Annotated in this window: 21 protein-coding genes and 1 other RNA gene; 15 read left to right on the forward strand and 7 right to left on the reverse strand. The window is 42.1% G+C overall.

What is annotated here, in order from left to right; translation table 11 throughout:
* Positions 1–31 precede the first annotated feature (31 nt).
* Positions 32–1,372: a class II 3-deoxy-7-phosphoheptulonate synthase gene (locus OFN67_RS05775; protein ID WP_270868702.1), complete on the forward strand. Its 1,341-nt coding sequence runs from the start codon at positions 32–34 to the stop codon at positions 1,370–1,372.
* 136 nt (positions 1,373–1,508) lie between these two features.
* On the opposite strand, the gene OFN67_RS05780 is transcribed toward OFN67_RS05775, so the two are convergent.
* Together OFN67_RS05780 and ssrA are read right to left on the reverse strand one after the other, a co-directional pair.
* On the reverse strand, positions 1,509–2,267 hold the full coding sequence (locus tag OFN67_RS05780; RefSeq protein ID WP_270868701.1) for a metallophosphoesterase family protein: 759 nt from the start codon (positions 2,265–2,267) through the stop codon (positions 1,509–1,511).
* 63 nt (positions 2,268–2,330) lie between these two features.
* Positions 2,331–2,691, reverse strand: a transfer-messenger RNA (tmRNA) gene (gene ssrA / locus OFN67_RS05785).
* 103 nt (positions 2,692–2,794) lie between these two features.
* On the opposite strand from ssrA, the gene panB reads away from it, so the two are divergent.
* The 4 genes from panB to OFN67_RS05805 all read left to right on the forward strand — a co-directional run bounded on the left by panB (position 2,795) and on the right by OFN67_RS05805 (position 7,127).
* Entirely contained in the window at positions 2,795–3,589 is a 795-nt protein-coding gene (panB, locus tag OFN67_RS05790) for a 3-methyl-2-oxobutanoate hydroxymethyltransferase (protein WP_270868700.1), read from the forward strand.
* Between the two features lie 28 nt (positions 3,590–3,617).
* Entirely contained in the window at positions 3,618–4,259 is a 642-nt protein-coding gene (locus OFN67_RS05795; RefSeq protein ID WP_270868699.1) for a hypothetical protein, read from the forward strand.
* Positions 4,260–4,280: 21 nt separating this feature from the next.
* Complete coding sequence (ruvB, locus tag OFN67_RS05800; protein WP_270868698.1) at positions 4,281–5,294, forward strand: Holliday junction branch migration DNA helicase RuvB; 1,014 nt, start codon at positions 4,281–4,283, stop codon at positions 5,292–5,294.
* 84 nt (positions 5,295–5,378) lie between these two features.
* A complete protein-coding gene (locus OFN67_RS05805; RefSeq protein ID WP_270868697.1) occupies positions 5,379–7,127 on the forward strand; it encodes a phosphoethanolamine transferase in 1,749 nt (582 codons plus the stop codon).
* Between the two features lie 300 nt (positions 7,128–7,427).
* Here the strand turns inward: OFN67_RS05805 and OFN67_RS05810 are convergent, their stop codons facing one another.
* Entirely contained in the window at positions 7,428–8,078 is a 651-nt protein-coding gene (locus tag OFN67_RS05810; protein ID WP_270868696.1) for a Crp/Fnr family transcriptional regulator, read from the reverse strand.
* Between the two features lie 90 nt (positions 8,079–8,168).
* Here OFN67_RS05810 and hcp point away from each other — a divergent pair, with 90 nt between their 5' ends.
* The 3 genes from hcp (at position 8,169) to OFN67_RS05825 (ending at position 12,153) form a co-directional block, all read left to right on the forward strand.
* Positions 8,169–9,800 carry a hydroxylamine reductase gene (gene hcp / locus OFN67_RS05815; RefSeq protein WP_270868695.1) on the forward strand — a complete coding sequence of 544 codons (1,632 nt, stop codon included), beginning with the start codon at positions 8,169–8,171 and terminating at the stop codon, positions 9,798–9,800.
* A gap of 98 nt (positions 9,801–9,898) precedes the next feature.
* Positions 9,899–10,390 carry an EexN family lipoprotein gene (locus OFN67_RS05820; RefSeq protein WP_270868694.1) on the forward strand — a complete coding sequence of 164 codons (492 nt, stop codon included), beginning with the start codon at positions 9,899–9,901 and terminating at the stop codon, positions 10,388–10,390.
* A 695-nt stretch (positions 10,391–11,085) separates the two neighbouring features.
* A complete protein-coding gene (locus tag OFN67_RS05825) occupies positions 11,086–12,153 on the forward strand; it encodes an AI-2E family transporter (RefSeq protein WP_333720334.1) in 1,068 nt (355 codons plus the stop codon).
* Here OFN67_RS05825 and OFN67_RS05830 read toward each other — a convergent pair.
* Genes OFN67_RS05830 through OFN67_RS05845 form a run of 4 tightly spaced genes read right to left on the reverse strand, consistent with a single transcriptional unit; the run spans position 12,147 to position 14,716 of the window.
* On the reverse strand, positions 12,147–13,127 hold the full coding sequence (locus OFN67_RS05830) for a DUF3137 domain-containing protein (RefSeq protein WP_270864443.1): 981 nt from the start codon (positions 13,125–13,127) through the stop codon (positions 12,147–12,149). The genes OFN67_RS05825 and OFN67_RS05830 overlap by 7 nt on opposite strands.
* Complete coding sequence (acpS, locus tag OFN67_RS05835; RefSeq protein ID WP_270864444.1) at positions 13,124–13,480, reverse strand: holo-ACP synthase; 357 nt, start codon at positions 13,478–13,480, stop codon at positions 13,124–13,126. The genes OFN67_RS05830 and acpS overlap by 4 nt, the downstream gene beginning before the upstream one ends.
* On the reverse strand, positions 13,481–13,969 hold the full coding sequence (locus tag OFN67_RS05840) for a peptidylprolyl isomerase (protein ID WP_270862590.1): 489 nt from the start codon (positions 13,967–13,969) through the stop codon (positions 13,481–13,483). It lies immediately after the preceding gene.
* A 9-nt stretch (positions 13,970–13,978) separates the two neighbouring features.
* Positions 13,979–14,716: a YebC/PmpR family DNA-binding transcriptional regulator gene (locus tag OFN67_RS05845; protein ID WP_270858167.1), complete on the reverse strand. Its 738-nt coding sequence runs from the start codon at positions 14,714–14,716 to the stop codon at positions 13,979–13,981.
* Positions 14,717–14,852: 136 nt separating this feature from the next.
* Here OFN67_RS05845 and OFN67_RS05850 point away from each other — a divergent pair, with 136 nt between their 5' ends.
* The 7 genes from OFN67_RS05850 (at position 14,853) to OFN67_RS05880 (ending at position 24,456) form a co-directional block, all read left to right on the forward strand.
* Positions 14,853–15,062, forward strand: coding sequence for a heavy-metal-associated domain-containing protein (locus tag OFN67_RS05850; protein WP_442867897.1), 210 nt, complete (start codon positions 14,853–14,855; stop codon positions 15,060–15,062).
* 6 nt (positions 15,063–15,068) lie between these two features.
* The gene (locus OFN67_RS05855; protein WP_270873990.1) at positions 15,069–17,237 is read left to right on the forward strand and encodes a heavy metal translocating P-type ATPase; all 2,169 of its coding nucleotides are present in this window, start codon (positions 15,069–15,071) and stop codon (positions 17,235–17,237) included.
* A gap of 132 nt (positions 17,238–17,369) precedes the next feature.
* Positions 17,370–19,919 (forward strand): bifunctional aconitate hydratase 2/2-methylisocitrate dehydratase, encoded by a 2,550-nt coding sequence (locus OFN67_RS05860; protein WP_270868691.1) that lies wholly within the window; start codon positions 17,370–17,372, stop codon positions 19,917–19,919.
* An 85-nt stretch (positions 19,920–20,004) separates the two neighbouring features.
* Positions 20,005–21,249: an ankyrin repeat domain-containing protein gene (locus OFN67_RS05865; protein WP_270868690.1), complete on the forward strand. Its 1,245-nt coding sequence runs from the start codon at positions 20,005–20,007 to the stop codon at positions 21,247–21,249.
* A 21-nt stretch (positions 21,250–21,270) separates the two neighbouring features.
* On the forward strand, positions 21,271–22,974 hold the full coding sequence (locus OFN67_RS05870) for a Na+/H+ antiporter NhaC family protein (RefSeq protein ID WP_270868689.1): 1,704 nt from the start codon (positions 21,271–21,273) through the stop codon (positions 22,972–22,974).
* Positions 22,961–24,070, forward strand: coding sequence for a tRNA (uridine(54)-C5)-methyltransferase TrmA (gene trmA, locus OFN67_RS05875; protein WP_270868688.1), 1,110 nt, complete (start codon positions 22,961–22,963; stop codon positions 24,068–24,070). Before OFN67_RS05870 ends, trmA begins: the two co-directional genes overlap by 14 nt.
* Positions 24,067–24,456: a CoA-binding protein gene (locus tag OFN67_RS05880; RefSeq protein WP_270868687.1), complete on the forward strand. Its 390-nt coding sequence runs from the start codon at positions 24,067–24,069 to the stop codon at positions 24,454–24,456. Before trmA ends, OFN67_RS05880 begins: the two co-directional genes overlap by 4 nt.
* Position 24,457 lies beyond the last annotated feature (1 nt).

Genomic DNA, 24,457 nt, shown 5'->3' on the forward strand with positions numbered 1-24,457 from the left:
AAAATTTTTAAAACCAAAAAAAGGAGAATTTATGAGTTGGGATAGATCGTCTTGGAAAAATTTCAATATCTTACAGCAGCCCACATACCCTGATATGGGCGCAGTCGAGGCCGTCAAAGAAAGGCTTTATAACTTCCCGCCACTAGTTTTTGCTGGCGAGGTCAGATCTTTAAAAAGCGATCTTGCCAGAGCCACAAGGGGCGAGGCGTTTTTGCTTCAAGGTGGAGATTGTGCTGAGAGTTTTGCAAATTTTAGCGCAAACAATATCCGCGATATGTTTAAGGTAATGCTCCAAATGGCGATTGTAATGACCTTCGCCGCTGGTAAGCCTATCGTAAAGGTCGGACGCCTAGCAGGTCAGTTTGCCAAACCTCGCAGTAGCGATTACGAAGAGGTCGGCGGTGTGAAGCTTCCTAGCTATCGTGGCGATATCATAAATGGCTTTGAGTTTAATGAAGCTGCGCGCGTGCCAAATCCAGAGCGTATGATCGAGGCATATCACCAAAGTGCGGCTACGATGAACCTTTTGCGTGCGTTTTCACGCGGTGGTCTAGCCAACCTGCACGAGGTGCATAAGTGGAATTTGGGCTTTTTGAAAAGGGCTGAGTTGCAGGCGAAATTCAACGCCCTAAGCGATTCTATCTCAAATGCGCTGAAATTTATGGACGCATGCGGCATAAATACGCAAAGTGCGCCAATGCTAAATGAGACGAAATTTTACACTTCGCACGAGGCACTTTTGCTAAATTACGAAGAGTGCCTTACGCGCATAGACAGCACGAGCGGGGATTGGTATGACTGCTCGGCGCACATGGTTTGGATAGGCGAGCGCACTAGGGGAGTTGGTGATGCGCATGTGCATTTTATGAGCGGGATCAAAAACCCTATCGGCGTAAAAATCGGACCAAACGCTAGTGCGCAGGATATTTTGCGCTTAGCTGATGCGCTAAATCCAGAAAACGAGGCTGGCAGGCTAAATATCATTATCCGTATGGGCGCGGATAAAATCGGCGATAGGCTGCCAAAAATACTGCGCGAGCTAAAAAGCGAGGGCAGGGAAATTTTATACAGTATCGATCCTATGCACGGAAACACCGTCAAAGCGGGCAATTACAAAACGCGCGAGTTCGATATGATTTTAAAAGAGGTTCAAAGCTTCTTTGAAATCCACAAGGCTGAGGGGACGAAAGCTGGCGGAATCCACCTAGAAATGACAGGCCAAGATGTCACAGAATGCACAGGCGGGGCGTTTAATGTGACAGAAGAGACGCTAAAAGAGCGCTACGAAACCCAGTGCGATCCGCGCCTAAACGCAGATCAAGCGCTCGAACTTGCCTTTGTAATCGCTGATAATTTAAAGGCAGTGGATTAAAATTTCGAAATTTAAATTTTGCCTATAAGCCAAATTTGCCATTTTTGGTGAATTTGGCTTTTTTATTTTGTGGTGGATTTGTAAAAATGAATTGTTGTTATTTGTTATGGATTAATTTATAACTTGCGAAGCGAGGTTAAATCACGCACAAATGCTTGATTTTCTCGCCCTCAAATTTCAGCTCCACTATATCGTGCCAAAGTGTGACAAACTGGCTATTTACGCAGAAAAGTTCTTCGTGAAAGTGTCCGAAAAACCACTTTTTAAATTTGATTTTGCGATAAATTTCTTCTAACAAATCGCCGTTTGGATCGTGGAAATCTAGCGCAAACTCATTTAGGGCTAGCACCTTTGGCGCAATAGAATTCGGCGCAGTGTGCGAAAGCACCAAATCCACGCTAAAATCGTGCTTGGCTAGGTTTTTGTAAGCCTCGTTTAGCTCAGCCTCGCTGATATTTTCGCCCTCCCACCACGATATGTTTTGCGTGCGATACTCCCTGTCTATACTCGCCGCACCGCCCATACTAAGGACTTTGTGCCCTGCAAGCTCATAAACCTGCCCCCGCATAAGATGATACACGCTTTCGCTTATTTTATGCACTTTTCCGCCGTGAAATTCGCTAATTTCATACGAATTTAAGCGATTGAAATTTTCGTGGTTGCCGTCTATAAAAAGTGTCGTGTAATTTCGCTCATTAAGGTATTTTAGCCAACGAATTTCATCTTTATCTGGTTTGCTCTCCCAAATAAAGCCAAAATCTCCTGCGATAATGAGAAAATCATCTTTGCAAAGCTCTTTTTCAGTTTTGTATCTAAACTTTTCAAACCTTTTCATTTCGTCGCTAAATCCGCCCCAGCCGCCGTGTGTATCGCCTGTGATGAAAATCCTAGCCATGTTTTGCCTTTAAATTTGTGAAATTTTGTAAATTTTATGAAAATAACTTAAAAAAAACTTAAATGGTGGAGGTGTGCGGGATCGAACCGCAGTCCAAAAACAAACGACCAAAGCCTCTACATGCTTAGCAAAAGTGAAATTCTCGCCCCGGCTTGCTCACTTTCCAAAACAACTCGCCAAAGCAAAGACTAAATTTCGCCCCGCGCCTCGTCAGAGCGCGAAACTACGCTATCTAGGATTACCCGCTACCGCGCTTAGATAGTATGGGCGCAGTGCAGGGCTCGACTGCGATTACGCTACTTTTGCGTAAGCAGGAGCAAAATTTTTGTTATTTGCGTTTAATTTTAATTTGGATTTTATACGCTATATCCGAAGCGGCATGCCACCTTGACCAATCCATTTCTGTCGAAGCCAAGTCACCCCCAAAAGGAAGTCGCACATTTTACTTCAAAAATTTTATATTGTCAAATTTGGGTTAAATTTGCCAAATTTAGGCTATAATCGCAAAAAATTTTTAAGGATTAAATATGGCAAAAATCACTATAAATGACCTTTATAAAATGAAAGAAAACAGCGAAAAAATCGTTATGATCACAGCATACGACGCACTTTTTGCAAAAATTTTTGATAACGAAGTCGATATGGTTTTAGTAGGCGATAGCCTAAATATGAGCTTTGGCGGACACGCTGAGACTATCGGCATAAGTGTCGATGAGATGATTTATCACGCAAGAGCTGTTAGGCGCGGTCTAACGCACCCGTATTTGGTCGTGGATATGCCGTTTTGTTCGTGCGCTACGCCCCAGCTTGCCCTTAAAAACTGCGCCAAAGTCTATGAAAAAACAGGTTGCGACGCCGTTAAAATCGAAGGCGGAAAGGATTTTGCTGCTACCGTCGAGCTTTTAAGCAAAAACGGCATTGCCGTGATGAGCCACATAGGGCTGCGCCCGCAACTTTCTCGCTTTCAAGGTGGTTACAAGGTAAGCGGTCGCGAGAAAAATGCCCTAAATTCGCTTATTGATGATGCAAAAGCCGTGCAAGACGCTGGTGCAGTTTTGCTTCTGCTCGAAGGCACAGTTCTGGGCGTGGCTAACGAAGTAATGAGCGTCGCAAATGTCCCTGTTATCGGTATCGGCGCAGGGTCGTGCGACGGACAGGTGCTAGTGTGGAGCGATATGCTAGGGTTTTTTGACGAATTTAAGCCAAAATTTGTAAAACGCTATCTAAACGGCGCCGAACTCGCGCGAGAAGCTGTGAAAAACTACGCCAACGATGTAAAATCGGGCATTTTCCCAAGCGAAGAATTTGAGTATTTGAAATAATGTTTTAGTATTATTGGAGCAATTGATTATGGAATATAATTTTTTAGATTTGATGTATGAAATTTTACAAAATTATGAGGGTTTTGAAATAATAGATGATGGTAGAAGCGATTATCTTTATGTAAAGTATTTTGATAAAAGTTGGAAAATTTCTCCTCATACTTTTCAATACAAAGATTTTATGCAGGCAAAGCATTTAAACGAAAAGCATGTAGAAAAATATAGATTAGCTCTTTTTAAATCATTGGGTATAGAACCAAAATTAAAAAAAAATGTTGTAAATGGAATACAAACGCATTTAAAACCTACAAAAAATTCTCAAAATGAGAAATTTTTAGTTTTAGATAGAACGCTGTTAAAACAACAAATTTATGATATTTGCAAAGAAGCTTTTATGGAATTTGCTAATAGTAGCGAATTTAAAGTAATTTTTAATGAAGCAATTAGCAAAGGTGTAAGAAAAAAGGTTTTAAACGAAAGTAAATCGGATTGGATTAAGGGCGATAAAGAAGCTGGGAAGTTTTTAGGCGTGGATTATAGGACACTTAGATATAGGCGCAAAACTGGCTACTATACAGAGGGCGTAGTTTGGAAAAAAGCGAACTATAAACTAAGTCGTGGTAGTATTTTATGGAATAAAAACGCCCTTTTAAAAGAAATGGATTATTAAATTTTTAAATTTGAGAAAATCATGGACAGAATCGTAGAAATAGAAAAATTAAAACTAGATGAAGCGTCGGAAATTTCGCTAAGACCGGCGAATTTCGAGGATTATATCGGGCAAGAAAAAATCAAATCGAACCTAAACATAGCAATCACGGCCGCCAAAAAGCGCGCCGAGTGCCTAGATCATGTGCTGTTTTATGGACCACCAGGGCTTGGCAAGACCACGCTTGCGCACATTATCGCCTCGCAAATGGGAGCTAATATCAAAGTAACCGCCGCTCCAATGATAGAAAAAAGTGGCGATTTGGCCGCGATTTTGACAAATCTCGAAGAGGGCGATGTGCTTTTTATCGATGAAATTCACCGCCTCTCCCCAGCGATCGAAGAGGTGCTGTATTCTGCGATGGAGGATTTCCGCCTTGATATCATCATCGGCTCAGGCCCAGCGGCGCAAACCATTAAAATCGATATTCCGCACTTTACACTCATCGGTGCGACCACGCGCGCAGGCATGATTTCTGCGCCTTTGCGAGATCGCTTTGGTATGCAGTTTCGCTTGCAGTTTTATACCACCGAAGAGCTAGCTAAAATCGTAAAAATCGCCTCAATCAAACTCGAAAAAGAGTGCGAAAAAGACGCTAGCTTAGAGATCGCGCGCCGTAGCCGTGGCACGCCACGCATTGCGCTTCGGCTTTTGAAGCGAATTCGCGATTTTGCCGAGGTCAAAGATGAGAAAATCATCACCAAAGAGCGCGCGAACGAGGGTTTGGACGCGCTTGGGGTCAATGAGCTTGGATTTGATGAGATGGATTTGCGATACCTTGCGATTTTGGGCGAAGCGGGCAAGAGAGCCATGGGGCTAAGCACCATCGCAGCGGCACTTAGCGAGGACGAGGGCACGATCGAAGATGTCATCGAGCCGTATTTACTCGCAAACGGCTATATCGAAAAGACAGCCAAAGGGCGTATTATGAGTGTGCGCGCAAAATCAGCCCTAGGATACGAAACCAGCCCCGATGAACAGGGACTTTTTGATTGAATTTAAAATCCGAATAAATTTAATAAATAGTATTTTGTAAGTTACACACGGCGAAATATTGTAATTTTGGTAAAAGGAGGGAGATTGAAAGATTTAAATTTTATAAATTTACGAGTAAATTCACTTAATTTTTTCGTGCTTTTTGCGCTTTCGTATATGCTATTTGTATCACTTGCGTATGTCCTAGCTAAGGGTATGCCAGTCGCAATAAATATAGTTAAATTTTTCTTTATAGATATGATTTTTGTGAGTGCTTTCATCGCCATTGGGGGGGGGCTTTGGCGCGATGAAAGGGCGTTTTTTAAGAAATTTTGCTTTATCTTTTTACTCATAAGCATTCCGCTGTTTTTAAATTTTACCACACCTTCTTTGCTAATAAATCGTAGTCCTAGTCTAAATTTCGCCTTTTTTGCTATTTTGGCTTTTGTTTTACTTATAGTTTTTAGATTGATTAAATTCAAAATAGCACGAATTTTGCTCTTTGTTTTGATGATAATTCCTAGTGTATTTTATCTGGTGTATTTTTCGCAAACAGGCGGAGTTTTTAACGAATACTCGCTTATAGCGATACTCCAAAGCGAACCAGGCGAAGCCATAGAATACCTAAACACGAAATTTAACCTTTATTTGCCCTTAATCATTGCTTTTTTTATTTTGTCGTATTTTGTCATTTTTTCTAAATTTGAGCGATTAAATTTCGTTAAATTTGATTTCGGCGCAGTATTAAAGGTAGCTATATGCGCGCTTTTGGCATTTGATATTTTTACTAAATTTAATTTTAGAAAAATGCAAATTTACGCTATATCGCTAGATAAAGCAAGCGAATTTTTGCAAAGCCTAGACAAATTTAGCCAAAACGAAAGTGAGCGAATTAACAGCGTAAAAAATTTAAAATTTAGCGACGAAAAGGCTCTTTATGTCCTTGTCATCGGCGAAAGCCAAAACAAAAATCACATGAGTGTGTATGGTTACAAGCACGATACTACGCCATTTTTGCGCGAATTTGCAAAGCAAGGCAACTCGGTATTTTTCACAAATGCCTTTTCAAATCACAGCTTTACAATTCATGTGCTTTATCAGTTTATGACAGCGCGAAATCAATACAATGAAATCCCGCAAGAAAAGGCTATTAGCCTAATAGAACTGGCAAAAATGGCAAATTTTGAAACTATATATATCTCAAATCAAGCAAAACACGGCATTTATGGCTCGCCACTTTCTATGCTTTTTGCTAGCGCAAATCAAAAATTTTGGCTCACTGCACTAGGCACAGATAGATTTCATCGCCCAGAAGAGCCTTATGATGAGAAAATTTTGCCAAAAATCGATGAGATGAAATTCGGGGATAAAACGCTTCTTATCTTGCACCTTATGGGCGCACATTGGAAATATGAAGCAAGGTATCCAAAAAATTTCGCAAAATTTGAATCAAAATACGACAATGCGGTAATTTATAATGATTTTATTGTGCAAAAAATCTATGAAAAAGTGAGCAAAATGCCAAATTTCAAGGCGCTTGTGTATTGCGCTGATCACGGCGAGGATATGCTTTATCAGCATGATAGCTCAAATTTTACTATGGATATGGCGCAAATCCCGTTTTTTGCGTATTTTAGCGATGATTGGATAGGCGAGAATTCGCAAAAATTCGCACAAATCAAAGCCAATGCAAACGAGTATTTTACAAATGATTTGATATTTAATTTCATAAGTGGCATTATGGGGATAAAATCATCACTCAATGAGCCGTATAATGATATTTCCGGCGAATTTTACGACGCAAATAAAAGTCGTTTTAAAACGCTTCATGGAAAACGAAAAATTTTAGAATAGTTTTAAATTTTGCATAAAAATATTATAATGTCTTTCTCAAAATTAATTTAAAAGGCAAATTATAAAATTTATAAATTTTTGCGCATTAGCGATACTAGGCGCAGTGTTTTTAGGCTGCGAAAGCGAAAAAAGCGTGGATTATTACGGGGCAAATTTAAGCGCAGCCAAAGGGCGCATTATGAGCGTGCGCGCAAAATCGGCTTTGGGATACTAAACCAGCCCCGATGAGCGGGGACTTTTTGATTGAATTGCGTTAAATTTGCAAAATTTAACGCAAAATTTTGCAAATTTTAAAAAATTTCAAATATCAAAATTCAGGCGAAATTCGTTTTTATCATAGCTTATTAGCCCGTCTTTCGCCATTTTGCTAAGTTCGTTTGACATAGCGCTTCGATCAACGCCTAGATAATCAGCCAGCCCCTGCCTAGAAAACGGCACACAAAAGCTGGTGCTTGCGTTTTTGAGTGCTTGCTCACCAAAATAAGAAAGCAATCTCTCTCGTATAGTCTTGGGCGCAGTGTGCATCATACGGGCTGAGAGATTTAGGTTTTTGTTGCTTGAAATTTTAAACAGATTATAGATGATTTTGTGATGATAGGGGCAATTTTTGGCACAAGAAGTTAGAATTTTGCGCAAATTTAAAAATAAAATTTCACTTGGCTCTGCGCTTACGACATCGCATTCTAGGGGTTTTGCGCTTATGGCGTAGTTTGCGCCAAATATATCGCCTCTGGTAATACGCCCAAAAATATTGCTATTTCCACGCAAGAAATTTACGACAATATCTACGCTCCCGCTTAGCACGAGCCCGATTTTTGCAGTGGTGTCCCCACAGCGAAAGATTATCTCATCTTTGGCGAATTTCGCCCTTTGTGCTTCCAAGCAAGGGAGCAAATCTGCAATCTCATCTTCGCTTATGCCGTTAAAAAGTATGGTTTTGGATAAATTCATAAATTTTGCCTTTTTGTTGTTATAACAACAGAAATTAATTTTGCATTATATTATAATGCGCCTTGAATTTCAAATTTCAAAGGAGAAATTATGGAAAATATGTTTTGTTTTCAGTGTCAAGAAACAGCCAAAAACACAGGCTGCACGATTAGTGGCGTATGTGGTAAAAAACCAGAAGTTGCAGCTATGCAAGATCTGCTAGTGTGGGTTACAAAAGCTCTTTCTAGCGTAGCTTGTGCGCTAAGGGCGCAGGGTAAAAGCGTAGCAAAAGAGGTAAATCACAGAGTAACGATGAATTTATTCGTAACTATCACAAACGCAAATTTCGATAATCCTGCGATTATCGCAATTATCAAAAAAACCCTAGAAATGAAAAAATCGCTTATCGCAAATTTAGGCGATTGTTCAAATTTGCCAAGCTTTGCCCTTTGGGAGGGAGAGGAGAGCGAATTTGCACAAAAAGCAAGAGAAGTCGGAGTTTTAAGCACGGCCGATGAGGACAAACGAAGCCTAAGAGAGCTTACCACTTATGGATTAAAGGGGCTTGCTGCGTATATGAAACACGCAAATGCCCTAAATAAGGAAGATGAGAGCATTGATATTTTTATCCAAGAGGCTTTGGCAAAAACCCTTGATGATAGCCTAAGCATTGATGATTTAATCGCTCTTGCCATGGAGACTGGCAAATTTGGCGTATCTGGCATGGCTTTGCTAGATAGCGCAAATACAGGCGCTTACGGCAATCCTGAGATTAGCGAAGTAAATATCGGCGTAGGAAAAAATCCCGGAATTTTAATCTCAGGGCATGATTTGCGCGATTTAGAAATGCTATTGGAGCAGACACAAGGCAGTGGCGTAGATGTCTATACACACTCTGAAATGCTTCCAGCTCATTACTATCCGTTTTTCAAAAAATATCCGAATTTCATCGGAAATTACGGTAATGCGTGGTGGAAGCAAAAAGAGGAATTTGAGAAATTTAACGGACCGATTTTAATGACTACAAACTGCGTCATAATCCCGCCTGAGAGCTACAAACACAGACTTTGGACGACAGGTGCTGTGGGCGTGGAGGGTTGCCCCCACATTAAGGGCGAACACGGCGAAAATAAGGATTTTGGCGCTATAATCGAGCAGGCCAAAACCTGCGCCCCACCGACACAAATCGAAAGTGGTAAAATCGTAGGCGGTTTTGCTCACGCACAGGTTTTCGCCCTAGCTGATAAGGTCGTAGAAGCTGTAAAATCAGGCGCAATCCGCAAATTTGTCGTCATGGCTGGGTGCGACGGACGGGCGAAATCTAGGGAGTATTACACTGAGTTTGCAAAAGCTTTGCCAAAAGACACCGTGATTTTAACCGCAGGTTGTGCGAAATACAAATACAATAAGCTTAGCCTTGGCGATATAGGTGGAATCCCGCGTGTCCTAGACGCTGGTCAGTGTAACGATTCATACTCACTTGCGCTAATTGCTTTGAAATTAAAAGAAATTTTCGGTCTAAATGATATAAATGAGCTTCCTTTGGCATTTAATATCGCTTGGTATGAGCAAAAGGCGGTTATCGTGCTTTTAGCGCTTTTATATCTTGGCGTGAAAAATATCTACTTAGGCCCTACACTTCCAGCGTTTTTATCGCCAAATGTGGCAAAGGTATTGGTCGAAAACTTCGGCATTGCGGGCATTAGCTCGGTTGAGGCCGATATGAGATTGCTTGTTGGATAAATAATAATAGTTCTCCTTTTATGCTCGCCGTTTTGGCGAGCAAATTTTAACCCCAAATTCGCTATAATCTTTCTTCAAATTTCACAAAAAGGCTAAAAATGAAATTCATAAAATTTTGCACTATTGTGGCGTTTTGCGCCGTTTTTTTAGGCTGCGAAAGCGAAAAAAGCGTGGATTATTACAGGGCAAATTTAGAGGTCGCCAAGGGTGTCGTGGCGCAGTGCAAAGGCATAAAAAACAAATCCAAAAAAACAGCCAAAGAGTGCGCAAACGCGAGCACGGCGCTTTCGCAAGTGGCGGCGAAAATGGATTTAGAAGCAAATCGTGCCAAGCTTAGCATAGGAGCGATTGTGCAGGATTTCACCACGCATTATATCGCGCAGGGCGAGTTTGGCGCGCCTGCTTCTATGAGTGGCGTCTCGATTCCTTTGCGTGTGGGAAGCGTGGTTTGTGCGGAGTTTGAGCGCAAAAGCGGAGATGAAATGTGGCTTGTGATAAACCGAGATGATGAGTTTTGCGCCGTGATTTATAATGAGTTTAGACAGGGCGAAATTTCAGTGGCAAATTCGGCTAAAATCATTGTAAAATAGGCAAAATTTTAAAATTTTGCTTCGCAAATTCGCAATACTGCACCGAAATTTTTAAATTTTGTTTAAATGTCATTGCGACGAAGCAATCTACAAAAATTCCAAAGAATTTTAAAATTTTAGCAAAATTTAAATTTTTCTAGATTGCTTCGTCAATGCTTCACATTTCCTCGCAATGACAGCGATTTTATGTTTTGGTAATTTTTGCTCGTAGATTGCCGCGCTAACTTCGTTCGCTCGCAATGACAAATCAAACCAAATTTCGCCCATAAGTGTCATTGCGAGGAGCAGAAAAAAGCGTCAAGACGCTTTTTGCGACGAAGCAATCTACAAAGTTTAAATTCAAAAATAGAGCAAATGGCAGAATTTCGCCGAATTTTGAATTTCAAATTTTCAAATTTCATTTTAAAAATACTGCACCAAAATTTTGCAAATTCAAAAATTCTAAATTTTAAACCCCTTTAAATTTCCCTAGATTGCTTCGCTTCGCTCGCAATGACACTTAGAAGTAATTTCGGCGCAGTATTTATAGTCTGTGGTAGCGAATTTGAAAGAATTTGGCGTAAAATTTGAAATTTAAAAATTAAATTTATAAAATACCCCTTTTGAAATTTAAAGGATAAAATTTGGCAAATAACGAAAATTTAGACGCACTTTCGCACTCACGCCCTAATATCGTCGATTCTAAGGGCGAACCGCTGGGCAAAGCTAGGGCGAAAAACGCAAAAACGAGCAAGATTTTTTTCATCGGCATAATTTTATTTCTGTTTTGTTGCGTGATTTATCTGTTTTCGCCGTTTTTGCTGGCGATTGCGATTGGGGTTTTGATTTCGATTTCGACATCTGGTTTGCATGTCAAAATCCTCTCATTTGTGCGCGGCAAAAAGGTCCTAGGCTCGCTTCTAACGACGCTGGTGCTGTGCGTGGTGCTATTTGTGCCATTTATCTATGCTGGCACGCAGATTACGAAAAATATCGCGCATTTTGACATTTCTAGCCTAAATTTAATGGTCGAAAACGCTAAAAATATGGATATTCAGCTCCCAAAGGCACTAAATGGATTTGAGGCGCAAATCAAGGAATTTTTGGGCAATCTAGACATCGCAGCCACCGCCAAACAGGCGTTTTCATACTTTTCTGTGGCGGGCAAATCGAGCCTAAAATTTATCGCCGATATGGTGTTAATCATCATTTTTTGCTTTTTTGCATACCTTTATGGCGCCGATATTGCGGGATTTATCAAAAAAATCGTCCCTGTCAAAGCCGAGCAGCTTGATTATATCTTCGCAGAGACCGCAAACACCATGAGCGTGGTGCTATACTCGACGATTTTTAACGCCGTTTTGCAGGGGCTTTTGTTTTCGGTGATTGCTGGAAGCTACGGATTTGACCCTGTGCTAATGGGCGTGATTTTTGGATTTTGCTCGCTAATCCCTGCAATCGGTGGCGCGCTCGTGTATGTGCCTACCGCGCTAATCGTCTTTATCGGGGGTTCGACGAGCGGTGCGCTTATCATTTTGATTTATTGTGTGGTGATGATTTCGACGATTGCTGATAGCTTTGTAAAGCCACTTGTGATTAAATTTATCAACTCGCGCCTTGTCAAAAATCCTGCCAAAATCAACGAAATTTTAATCTTTTTCTCAATGCTAGCTGGGATTTCGACCTTTGGGTTTTGGGGTGTGATACTAGGCCCTGCGATACTGACGCTGTTTTTAAGCGTGCTAAGCCTGTATGATTATCTCAAAAGCGCAGATTTTCAGTGATTAAATTTGCGATTTTTAGGATAGATATTTAGCGTTAAATTTAGCTCATCGATTATGCAAAGCAAGGCTAAAATTTCGCTTTTGTAGTATTTGGCAAGGTCGAAATCTGGGGTGTATAAAATATATGGCTCGAATAAATCTTTGCCGTTTTCCATAAAAACATAAAATTTATTCTCGCTAAATGCGGAGCTTACAATGCCAAAATTGGGATTTTTGGCAATTTGGGTTAATCTTTCCATGAAGCTTAGGCTTAGTAGATAGCGTGTTTCGATTTTATCGGTGGCAGATACTGTGAAAATATCGTTGAATTCGACATTATCCAAAATTTCGCCGTTGTGAAAAAGTTTGATTTTTTTATTTTCGATTTTTAGATTAAATTTAAAATCTTTGTAAAATTCGCACATAAAAATTGCCCCTTTTAGGCTAGTATATGTGTTATCTTTGCAAAATTCGGCAAGCTCAAACTTCACACCCTTGTATTCGCCACTGATGAAATCTTCCTTCATCGTGTAATCATACCGATAAACGCCCGAGTTGGTTATGTTGATTTTTGCGTGTCGGTAGCTAAAATTTGGGTTTATATCTTTTACGATTTGATTGATGAAATTTTGCTTGAAAATTTCCTTGTAATCACCAAAAAACACTTCTGCTCTGCAAAAATGCACGCACGATAAAAAAATTAACACAGGGAAAATTGCGGCGAATATGAGTGAGTTTTTTGGGAAGACTTCACTGAAATAAAAGGTTGAAAAAGGACCGATTATGCAGGTAAAAAGCCAAAAGCAAAACTCCATTGCAAGGAGTTTTTGGCATTTTTTGTGCGCTTTGCGAGTGGCTCGTAAGACCTCGCCAAAGTCCTCTTTTAGCCAAATTTTGTCGAATTTTGGGCGATTATTTTTGATGATAGAAAATATATCAAGTTCGAATTCTATCGCTTTGCAAAGCCATACAATAAGCTCTAAAATAGCTTTCATTTTGTGTTTATTGCTACTACGGCAATCGCGACGCCGTTATCGTGCGTAATCGAAAGCGACGAAGCTTTTATGCGGAATTTCTTTTTTAGTTTTTTTGTGAATTTAAAATTTGGCGCGCCAAATTTGTCTTTGTAAATTTTGGCGTCTTTGAAGCTAAATTTCGCTCCAATACCCACGCCAAGCGCCTTAGATAGGGCTTCTTTGGCGGCATACGCCCCAGCGATACTCTCATCGCGCACGAAAATTTCCCGCTCGCTCTTGCGCAAAATTTTGCACAAAAACTTCGCGCCGTATTTTTCGCGAAGTCTTACGATACGGGAAATTTGGGTAATATCCGTGCCGATTTTTAGCATTTATAAAGTTTCTTTGATCTCGATATCTAGGATTTTATCGCCGGCTCTAATCGCGTCAAGCACGGCTAATCCTGCATTATCCACGACCTTGCCAAATACAGTATGCACGCCGTCAAGGTGCGGTTGCGCGCTGTGGCAGACGAAAAACTGGCTTCCGCCTGTGTTGCGTCCAGCATGCGCCATGCTTAGCGAACCACGCTCGTGGCGGTGTTTTTGACCTACGCACTCGCAGTTTATGCGCCAGCCAGGACCGCCTGTGCCAGTGCCGTAAGGGCAGCCGCCTTGGATTACGAAATTTGGGATAACGCGGTGGAAATTTAGCCCCTTATAAAAGCCTGAGTTTGCAAGTGTGGCGAAATTTGTTACAGCCTGAGGTGCCTCGTCTGCGTATAATTCTAGCGTCATATCGCCTTTGTCTGTGTGGATTATGGCGAATTTTAGCTTTGATAGCGCGCTTTCGTCGATTTCATAGACTTTTAACTCTTCCATTTTTGCTCCTTATTCGATATTTGTGTAGATTGCTTGCACATCGTCGTCGTCTTCGAGGCGGTCTAGTAGCGCGTCGATATCGGCGATTTGCTCGTCGCTGAATTCGTGTTTATCGTTGGCGATGAATTTCAAATTTCCGCTAATTAGCTCCAAACCTAGCTTTTCGATACCCTCATTTAGAGTGCCGAAATTTTCGTATTCGCCGTAGATGATTAGCGTTTTTTCGCTCTCGCCTTTGTCGTTTTCGAACTCATTTACCTCGATTTCGCTTAGTCCGAAGTCGATTAGTTCGAGTTCTAGCTCCTCGATATCTGCGCCATCTGGGAATTTCGTCTCAAAAACTGCCTTGCGAGAAAACATAAATTTCAAACTTCCGCTTGGCAAAAACTCGCCCTTGCCTTTGTTGAAGGCTGATTTTATGTTTGCAACCGTGCGAGTAGGGTTGTCTGTGGCGCACTCGACGATGACAAGCGCGCCGTGTGGGGCTTTGCCGTCGTAAAATACGGTCTTAATCTCCGCGCTATCCTTACCGCTGGCGCGTTTAATCGCCGCGTCGATATTGTCCTTTGGCATATTTTGCGCCTTTGCAGTCGCGATTGCAGCGCGAAGTTTGGCGTTCATTTCAGGATCTTCGCCACCCTCTTTGGCTGCCATTGTGATTGCCTTGCCAAGTTTTGGGAAAAGTTTGCTCATTTTTCCCCATCTAGCCTCTTTTGCCGCTCGTCTATACTCAAACGCTCGTCCCATAAATTATCCTTAAAATTTGGTATAAAAAGGCTGATTATAGCAAATTTGGCTTAAATTTAGGGGTAGTGGATTTAGGATTGACAAATGTTGTAAATTTTGATATATAATCGCAAAATAATTTTTTCAAGGAGCGAAAATGTCTTTTAAACAAACTATGAAATTTAGCGCACCAAAAATCATGTGTAATGGCTGCGCAAACACTATCAAAAACGCCCTAGCTGAGGAGTTTGGCGAGATTAGCGTAGATGTAGAAAACAAGGTCGTAAGCGTAAATTTAAGCGTGGATGAGGTGGAAAAATTCCTTAGCGAAATGGACGATTTGGGATTTAGCGCAACCAAAATTTAATCGCAAATGTCACAAAAATTTAACCTAAACATAGTCGGAATGACCTGCGTGAATTGCTCGAACGCAATCGAGCGAGTTACACGCAAGATTGAAGGCGTAGAAAGCGTAAATGTGAGCTTCACAGCTGGGGTCGGCGAATTTGAAGTCGCAAATGAAGCTGTCCTTGACGCCGTAAAAGCAAAAATCACAAAACTAGGCTATGAAATCGCCACAAACTACGAAGAGCTGGAAGCCAAAAAAGCGCGAAATTTAAAAAATATGCTTTTTAAATTCGTTTTAGCCGTGATTTTAGCGTGTTTTATAATGCTAATTGAGATGAAATCAAATTTCAGCTTCGCCGTAAAAGCTTCGATTTGCGCTGTGCTGGGCGCCGTCGTGCTTGGCTTTTGTGGCAAAAATTTCTTTTATCACGCGATAGGCTCACTTAAAAACAAAAACTACGATATGAATGTGCTAGTCTCGCTTGGCTCGTCTGCGGCGTATTTGTATTCGCTAGGAAGTGCGATTTTCGTCCATTTTAAGGGCGGAAACGAGTGGGCGAATTTGTATTTTAGCTCATCAGCGATGATAATCGCTTTCATATTGCTAGGAAAATACCTTGAAGAGCGAAGCAAACTAAAAGCGAACGATTACATTAAAAAACTTATCGATTTAAGCCCAAAAAAGGCGGTTTTGATTAACCCAGACGGCACGACAAGCGAAATTTTGGCTAACGAACTAAAACCGGGCGATAAAGTTTTAGTCAAAAACGGCGCGCAAATCCCGGGCGACGGCATAGTCATAAGTGGCGCGGCTGAAATCGATACGAGCTTGATAACGGGAGAGAGTTTAGCCGTTTTTAAAAAGGTCGGCGACACGGTAAATGCGGGGTGCGTGAGTGTCGCAGGAATTTTACAGGTCGAAATCACCAAATTTTCGCACCAAAGCGTTTTGGCTGAAATCAAAAATTTACTCAGCGAAGCAGGAAGCAAAAAAATGCCGATTTCTCGCTTTGCCGATAAAATCGCAAATATCTTTGTGCCAAGCGTGATTTTTATCGCCGTTTGCGTGTTTGTGATTTGGCTAATCGCTGGAAAAGCCCATATCGGCTTACTTTGCGCGATTTGCGTTTTGATTATTTCATGCCCTTGCGCTTTGGGTTTGGCTACGCCCATTGCGATAGTTTGTGCTATTTCAAATGCCGCTAAAAACGGCGTTTTGGTAAAAAATCCGGAAGTTTTAGAAATCTTAAAAGATACGAAAATCGCCGTTTTTGACAAAACAGGCACACTTAGCAGGGGCGAAATTTCGGTAAATTTTACAAATTTAAGCGATGAAAATCTAGGGTTAATCGCAAGCGTGCAAATGCTTAGCGAACACCCGATTTCAAAAGCGATTGTGAAATTCGCAAAAGAAAAAGGGCTTAAATTTGCTAAATTTGAGGGAGAATTTGAGAGCCTGCTGGGTCGTGGTATAAAGGCGCAAAACGGCGAATTTACGCTACTAGCGGGAAATAAAGAGCTTTTAAATGAAAACGGCGTGGAATTTGAAACACCAAAAAATGCAGACGAATTTTTATCTAACGGCTTTGGCGTGATTTTTGTGGCTATAAATGCCGAATTCGTGGGTTTTGTGGCGCTTAGCGACATTTTGCGAGATGAAGCGAGTGAGTGTATAAAAACGCTAAAAAATCAAGGCATAAAAACCATAATGCTAACAGGCGACAACGCCAAAACGGCGAATTTCATCGGCAAAAGTTTAGGCATAGATAAGATCATCAGCGAAGTTTTGCCAAGCCAAAAATACGAATTTATCGCAAATTTAAAAAACGGCGAAAAAGTCCTTTTCGTAGGTGATGGCATAAACGACGCTCCGTCTCTTAAAACCGCCGACATAGGCGTTGCGATGAACTCAGGCAGCGACATCGCCAAGGGTGCCGGAGATATAATCTTTATCAAAAATGACTTGCGAAATTTGGCTTATTTGATAAATTTGTCGCAAAAAACCATGACAACGATAAAACAAAACCTTTTTTGGGCGTTTTTTTACAATCTCATCTGCATACCTGTGGCGGCTGGAATTTTATATCCTTTATGGGGAATATTACTAAAACCGATGTTTGGCGCAGCGGCAATGTGTTTTAGCTCGGTAACCGTGGTGCTGAATTCGATTAGACTAAAATTTGCGAGAATTTAAAATTTAAATTGTTTTGAATTTTGCTAACGCAAATTTCTTGCAATGAGTGCAAATTTAAAATTCCTGCGAATTTAACTATTTAATCAAATTTATTGTAAAATTGTCCGAAATTTTACCAAAAAGGGGCAAAATATGGACTTTTTACAAAACTACGAATCCAGCGTAAATGAGCGCGCGAAGCTAGGTATCCCGCCACTAGCACTTAGCGCCGAGCAAACCAAGCAGCTATGCGAAATCCTAAAAACAAATCCAAGCGAAAAATTAATCGAAATTTTAAAAACACGCATTAATCCAGGCGTCGATGATGCTGCTAAAATCAAGGCCAAGTTTTTAGGCGAAATCATAAACGGTGAGTGCATCGTGGCTGGTATTAGCAAAGATGAGGCTTTTGCGATGTTGGAGCGCATGCTTGGCGGATACAGCGTGATTGAGCTAATTCGCGCATTACAAAGCGCAGATGAAGCCACCGCAAAGGGCGCAGTAGCGGCTCTTGGCAGGACGATTTTCGTGCATGATTATTTCGCAGAGGTCGCAAGGCTGGCAAAAGAGGGCAACTCTCACGCAAAAGCCGTGCTTCAAGCGTGGGCGAATATGGAGTGGTTTAAGGCGAAAAAACCTCTGAGCGAGTGTATCAAAGGCGTGGTTTTCAAGGTCGCTGGCGAGACAAACACAGATGATTTAAGCCCTGCTAGTGAGGCTTTCACGCGTTCGGATATCCCGCTTCACGCTCTAAGCATGCTTAGCAAACGCCAAGCCGGTAGCCTAGAAAAAATCGCCCAGCTTAAAAAAAGCGGTAGGCAGGTCGTGTATGTGGGCGATGTCGTGGGCACTGGAAGTAGTCGCAAAAGTGGCGTGAATTCCGTGCAGTGGCATATCGGCGAGGAAATTTATGGTATCCCAAACAAAAAAACAGGCGGTGTAATCATAGGCTCGGTCATCGCGCCGATTTTTTTCAATACAGCCCAAGATAGCGGTGCTCTGCCAATCGAAGCGAGTGTGGAAAACCTCGAAATGGGCGATGAAATCGAGATTTATCCATACAAGGGCGAGATTGTCAAAAATGGCGAGGTCGTTTGCAAATTTAGCCTGAGCCCAAATACGATTTTTGATGAATACAAAGCCGGCGGGCGAATCCCGCTAATCATCGCAAGAGGCCTTTGCGCTAAGGCTAGAAAAGAGCTAGGCTTAGGCGATGATGAGATTTTTACTAGACCAGAGCAACCTAAATTTGACGAGAGCGCAGGTTACACTCTCGCGCAAAAAATCGTCGGCAAAGCCTGTGGCATGGAGGGCGTGAGAGCTGGTATGTATGTCGAGCCACTCACGCTAACTGTGGGTTCGCAAGACACCACAGGACCTATGACGCGCGATGAGATTAAAGAGCTTGCTAGCCTTGGATTTGGCGCAGATTTCGTGCTCCAAAGCTTTTGCCACACAGCAGCCTATCCTAAGCCAAGCGATACTATCACGCACCGAACACTTCCGCCGTTTATGAGTAGTCGTGGTGGCGTGGCACTGCGCCCAGGGGACGGAGTAATCCACTCATGGCTAAATCGCATGGTGCTCCCTGATAGCGTAGGCACGGGCGGAGATAGCCACACGAGATTTCCAATCGGCATTAGCTTTCCAGCAGGTAGCGGGCTGGTGGCGTTTGCGGCAGTTACGGGAAGTATGCCACTAAATATGCCAGAATCCGTGCTTGTGAGATTTAAGGGCGAGTTGCAAGAGGGAATTACTCTTAGAGATTTAGTCAATGCAATTCCTTACTATGCGATTAAAAAAGGCTTATTGAGCGTCGAGAAAAAGGGCAAAAAAAATATATTTGCGGGCAAAATTTTAGAGATTGAAGGGCTTGAAAATTTAAAGGCCGAGCAGGCTTTCGAGCTAAGCGACGCTAGCGCTGAGAGAAGTGCAGCAGCGTGCGCAATCGCGCTAAATACCGAGAGTGTGTGCGAATACATACGCTCAAATATCGCTCTAATCGACGCTATGATAAAGGCTGGTTATCAAAACAGCGACGCGCTAGCTAGAAGGGGCGAAAAAATGAAAAAATGGCTAGAAAATCCGACGCTTCTAAAAGCCGATGAAAACGCAAAATACGCAGAAGTGATTGAAATAGATTTGGGTGAGATTACAGAGCCGATTTTAGCCTGCCCTAACGACCCTGATGATGTCGCAACGCTAAGCGAAATTTTAGCCGATGAGACAAGGGCGAAAAATATCGATGAGGTTTTCATCGGAAGTTGTATGACAAATATCGGACATTATCGCGCCGCAGCGCAGATTTTAAAGGGTAGCGCGCAAACACCAGCCCGCCTTTGGATAGCACCGCCTACGAAAATGGACGAGGCAAAATTAAAAGAAGAGGGCGTGTATAGTGTATTTGGCGCGGTAGGAGCGCGCACAGAGGTGCCTGGGTGCTCGCTGTGTATGGGAAATCAAGCGCGCGTAAAAGATAATGCGGTCGTGGTCTCAACTTCGACTAGAAATTTCGATAATCGCATGGGTATGGGTGCTAAGGTATATTTAGCCAGTGCCGAACTAGCCGCTGTTTGCGCGATGCTAGGCAGAATTCCTAGCGCGAGAGAATACAAAGAGATAGTGCGCGAGAAATTAAGTGGCAAAAATAGCGAAATTTATCGTTATTTAAATTTTAACGAGGAAGAAAATTTCGCGCTCTAAGCCACGAATTAGCGCGTTTTGCGCTAATAAGTTTAAATAAGCAAAATTTCGCTAAAATGGCGGGTTAAATTTGACAAGGTTGGTTATGCAAAGAATTTTGATTTTATGGATATTTGGCGCAATTTGTGCTTTTGGGGCTACCTGCGCCGATATCGAGGCGTATCCGAAAGCCTATTTTGCCACTACGCCAAGCCCTAGCGAACTTTTGCTGAGCGATTATGATTGCAAGGGCTCGCTTGTAAAGGCTCCATTTTTGCGAAATTTGCAAAATTTAGCTAGGACGATTAGGGGCGAGAGTATCGAGTGCGTGGGAAACGAAGCTAGCATAAATGAGAAAAAATTCCAACGCATCTTAGCGCAGGCTGGTATGGATAGCGAGGGATTTTTGCGCGAGGCTAAGCAGAAAAATTTAGGCGCAGCGTATGCAAATGCGCTAGAAATTTTAGAATTTTACTCTGAGCAAAAATTTATAAATTTCATAAATTTCAAAAATTTTATCTCTGAGATAAATTCGGCAAAAACGGCATTACAAAGCCATTTTAGCGCAAATTTATCCCCAAACGAGGCTAGTGAGATTGCGGATTTGGTGCTTAGCGAATTTGCTCTATACGCGGCTAAAAATCGCAGTATCGACGCGTATAATAAGCTCGAATTAGCCCTTAAAAACAGGGTAAATATAGATGAGTTTAATGTGCTTTTAAGTAGCGACACTTACAGCACAAGCGACCTTAGCGGTGCGCTAAATTTGGCACTTTTGCTAGGATATGATACGAAATTTATCGACGCACTTATTATGCGTGGGGCAAAGATAAACGACGGGGACGATAGCGCGCTATTTTACGCTATGTCAAATTTACAAAATGCTAAATTTCTAATCTCCAAAGGCGCGCAAGTATCGCACAAAAATCAACTTGGCCAAACCCCGATTTTCTACGCTGTGGCTAGCAAAAACTACGAAATGGTAAATTTCATGGTCTATAACCACGCAAGTGTCAATGTCCGCCAAATCGGCTCTACCGAAAAGGGCGCGCTAGCTTCGCTTGGCGGGTATTCAGACGCGTGTGCGTTTAATGATTTGGGTGCTAGTTTGCTAATGTATTCGGCGCTACATGGAAACAAAGAAATCACCGAGCTTTTGGTCAAATCCGGCGCAGATGAAAAAAGAGTAGATGAGGCCGGGCTAAATGCGCTTGATTACGCTATTTTTGGTGGCGATGAAAAGATCCAAGAATACCTCAAATCTATCGGACTTAAACCTAGTGTAAGCGCGAATAATGGGGATTTCATGGGAAGCATGGCAGAGGAAAATTTCGAAGATATAGCGAACTAATCTAATACAAAAGGGAAATTTATGTTTAGGATTTTATTTATTTTTTTGCTTCCGTTTTTTGTCTTTGGCGCGGAGCTTAGCCCAGCTGAAAAAAATGCAAGCATTTATGGCGCACTGACGCTGATTCCGCCACTTGTGGCGATTGCTCTTGCATTTATCACCAAAGATGTCATTTTATCGCTGTTTTTGGGCGTGTTAAGCGGGACATTTCTCATCGGTATGAACGATAATGGCGTGCTATCTGGCTTTGTCGTAGCATTTACTGATCTTTGCTCGCGCGTGGTTGCCTCCATGGCCGATGCGTGGAATGCGGGAATTTTGCTTCAAGTTATGTGTATCGGAGGCTTAATCGCGCTAGTTACCAAAAGTGGCGGCACCAAAGCCCTTGCTATGTGGCTTGGGGCTAGGGCGCACACTGGGGTTAGGGCGCAAATTTACACTTGGTTTATGGGAATTATCATTTTCTTTGACGATTACGCAAACGCCCTTATTTTGGGACCTATCATGCGTCCTTTGATGGATAGATTTAAAATTTCGCGTGCGCGCTTTGCCTTTATCATCGACGCGACAGCTGCGCCGATAACTGGAATTGCGCTGATTTCGACTTGGGTCGGGGTTGAGATTTCGGCGATTAAGGAAGCGTATGCGCAAATCGGTGTCGAGGATATCAACGCATTTACTATTTTTGTGGAGACAATCCCGTATAGATTTTATAATATTTACATGCTTTTCTTTGTCGTGGCAAGTGCTGTGATGATGAGGGAATTTGGCCCTATGTATCGCGCCGAAATGGCGTCTCGCGCTGGCAAAAATGGCGGACGGGACTTTAAAATCGCAAATTTAGAAGATCAAGCATTTAGCCCAAAAGAGGGTATCGAGCCACGCAAGATTAATGCTTTAATTCCGCTTGGAGCGATGATTGTGCTAAGCGTGATTGGGTTTTATGCAAACGGACTTGGCGCGCTTGGCGAAGAGGAATTAAAGGCTGTGCAAGCAGATCCGTTTTCCTTTGTTTCTATTAGAACGGCATTTAGCGGGGCTGACGCTTCTGTGGTGCTGTTTCAAGCGGCTATGTTTTCATCAATAATCGGCATAGTTTTGGGGCTGTGGCAAAAAATTTATGGTATCAAAGAGGGAATTGAAATTTGGATTGGGGGCTGGAAAACCATGCTCACAACCGTTTTAATCCTGCTTTTTGCGTGGTCACTAAGCTCTACGATAAAAGAGCTTGGCACCTCAAAATACCTTGTGGATTTGCTAGGCGAGAGCACCCCTATGGCGCTACTTGCGCTTGTAATTTTTGTGCTAAGCTCGATTATTTCATTTTCGACCGGCACTAGCTTTGGCACTATGGGTATCGTAACCCCACTCGCTGTGCCACTAGCTGCCTCTGTGGGGGCGAAATACGGCCTTAGCGGCGATGAATTTCATGCTTTTATGTGTTTAAATATCAGCTCGGTTTTTACAGGGGCGATTTTTGGCGATCACTGCTCACCGATTTCAGATACCACAATCCTCTCCTCAATGGGCGCAGGTTGCGATCATATCGAGCATGTCAGCACGCAGCTACCTTACGCTATCGTCGTGGGTATCATCAGCGCACTTTGCGGGTTTTTGCCAGCTAGCCTTGGGGTAAATGTCTGGGTCTGCCTAGTCTTTGGGCTTGGCGTAACCGTGCTTGCGATACGAATTTTAGGCAAAAAGGTAAGCGGTGAAGTGCGATAAATTTGGTATTTGTGGAAGTTGCGTTTATGATTTGCCTTACAAAGAGCAGTTAAATTTAAAAAAAGAGCGCATAAGCGCGGAGTTTGCGCCGTTTTATACTGGCGAAATCGAGGTTTTTGCCTCCAAAGAAAGCGCATTTCGCTCGCGGGCTGAATTTGGGATTTTCCACGAGGGCGAGAAGCTTCATTTTAGCATGCGGGGCAGGGATAAAGAGCGTGTTTTCGTGCAAAACTGCCCTATCGTAGATGAAAAAATCCAAAGCTTTATGGATAGAGTTTTGCCGATTTTACAAAATGATGAAATTTTAAAATTTAGACTTTTTGGGTGTGAGTTTATCGCCACGAAAAATGATTTTTTATGCGTGCTTTTATATCACCGAAATGTCGTAGAAATCGAGGCAAATTTGGCAAATTTAGCCAGAAATTTAGGGCTAAATTTAATCGCTAGATCGCGCGGGAAAAAGCTTGTTTTTGGCAGGGAAAATTTAGAAGACGAGTTTGAAATAAAGGGGCAAGCTTATCGCTACACTTTCGAAGCTACGGCGTTTTCGCAGCCAAACAGAGGCGTTAATGAAAAGATGATTTCGTGGGTGCTAGGCGCAGTGGGCGATGAGAAAACGCCTAAAAAAGATCTGCTTGAAATGTATTGCGGACATGGGAATTTCACAATCCCGCTAAGCGCGAAATTTCGCCAAATTTTGGCAAACGAGATTAGCAAAAATAGCATAAAAAACGCACTTTTAAACGCGCAAAAAAACGGCGCCAAAAACATAAAATTTGTGCGCCTAAGCGCAGATGAGCTAATGAGTGCATTTGGGGGCGAGCGCGAATTTACCCGCTTAGAGGGGGTAGATTTGCAAGGCTATGAAATTTCGCATATTTTGGTAGATCCACCGCGCGCAGGGCTTGAAGCAAGCGTGCTAAATTTCATCAAAGATTACAAAAACATAATCTACATTTCGTGCAATCCGCAAAGTTTAAAGCAAAATTTAAGCTATCTTTGCAAAACGCATAAGGTGGAGAAATTCGCGATTTTCGATCAGTTTGCGCACACTAATCATGTCGAGTGTGGAGTGATTTTAAAGGCGTTAGCGTGATAAGTGAAATTTTAAGAAATGCCAAAAATATCGCTATTGTGGGGCTTAGCCCAGATGAGAACAAGCCAAGCAACCGCGTGGGGCAGTATTTAGCCGCGCAAAATTTTAAAATTTTTCCGATTTATCCTAAATTTGATGAAATTTTAGGCAGGAAGGTTTATAGAAATTTAAAAGAAATAAATGATAAAATCGACATTGTCGTTATGTTTCGAAAAGGCGAGTTCGCAAATGCGCTTTTTAGCGATGTTTTGGCGTGTAAAGCCAAAACGCTTTGGTTGCAACTTGGCATTTTTAACGACAGCGTGGCTTTTCTCGCGCAAAAAAATGGAGTAAATTTTATCCAAAACAAGTGCATAATGATAGAGCATAAAAATTTGAAAGGCTAAA

The organism is Campylobacter sp. JMF_11 EL3 (assembly GCF_027736965.1).
GTDB lineage: Bacteria > Campylobacterota > Campylobacteria > Campylobacterales > Campylobacteraceae > Campylobacter_B.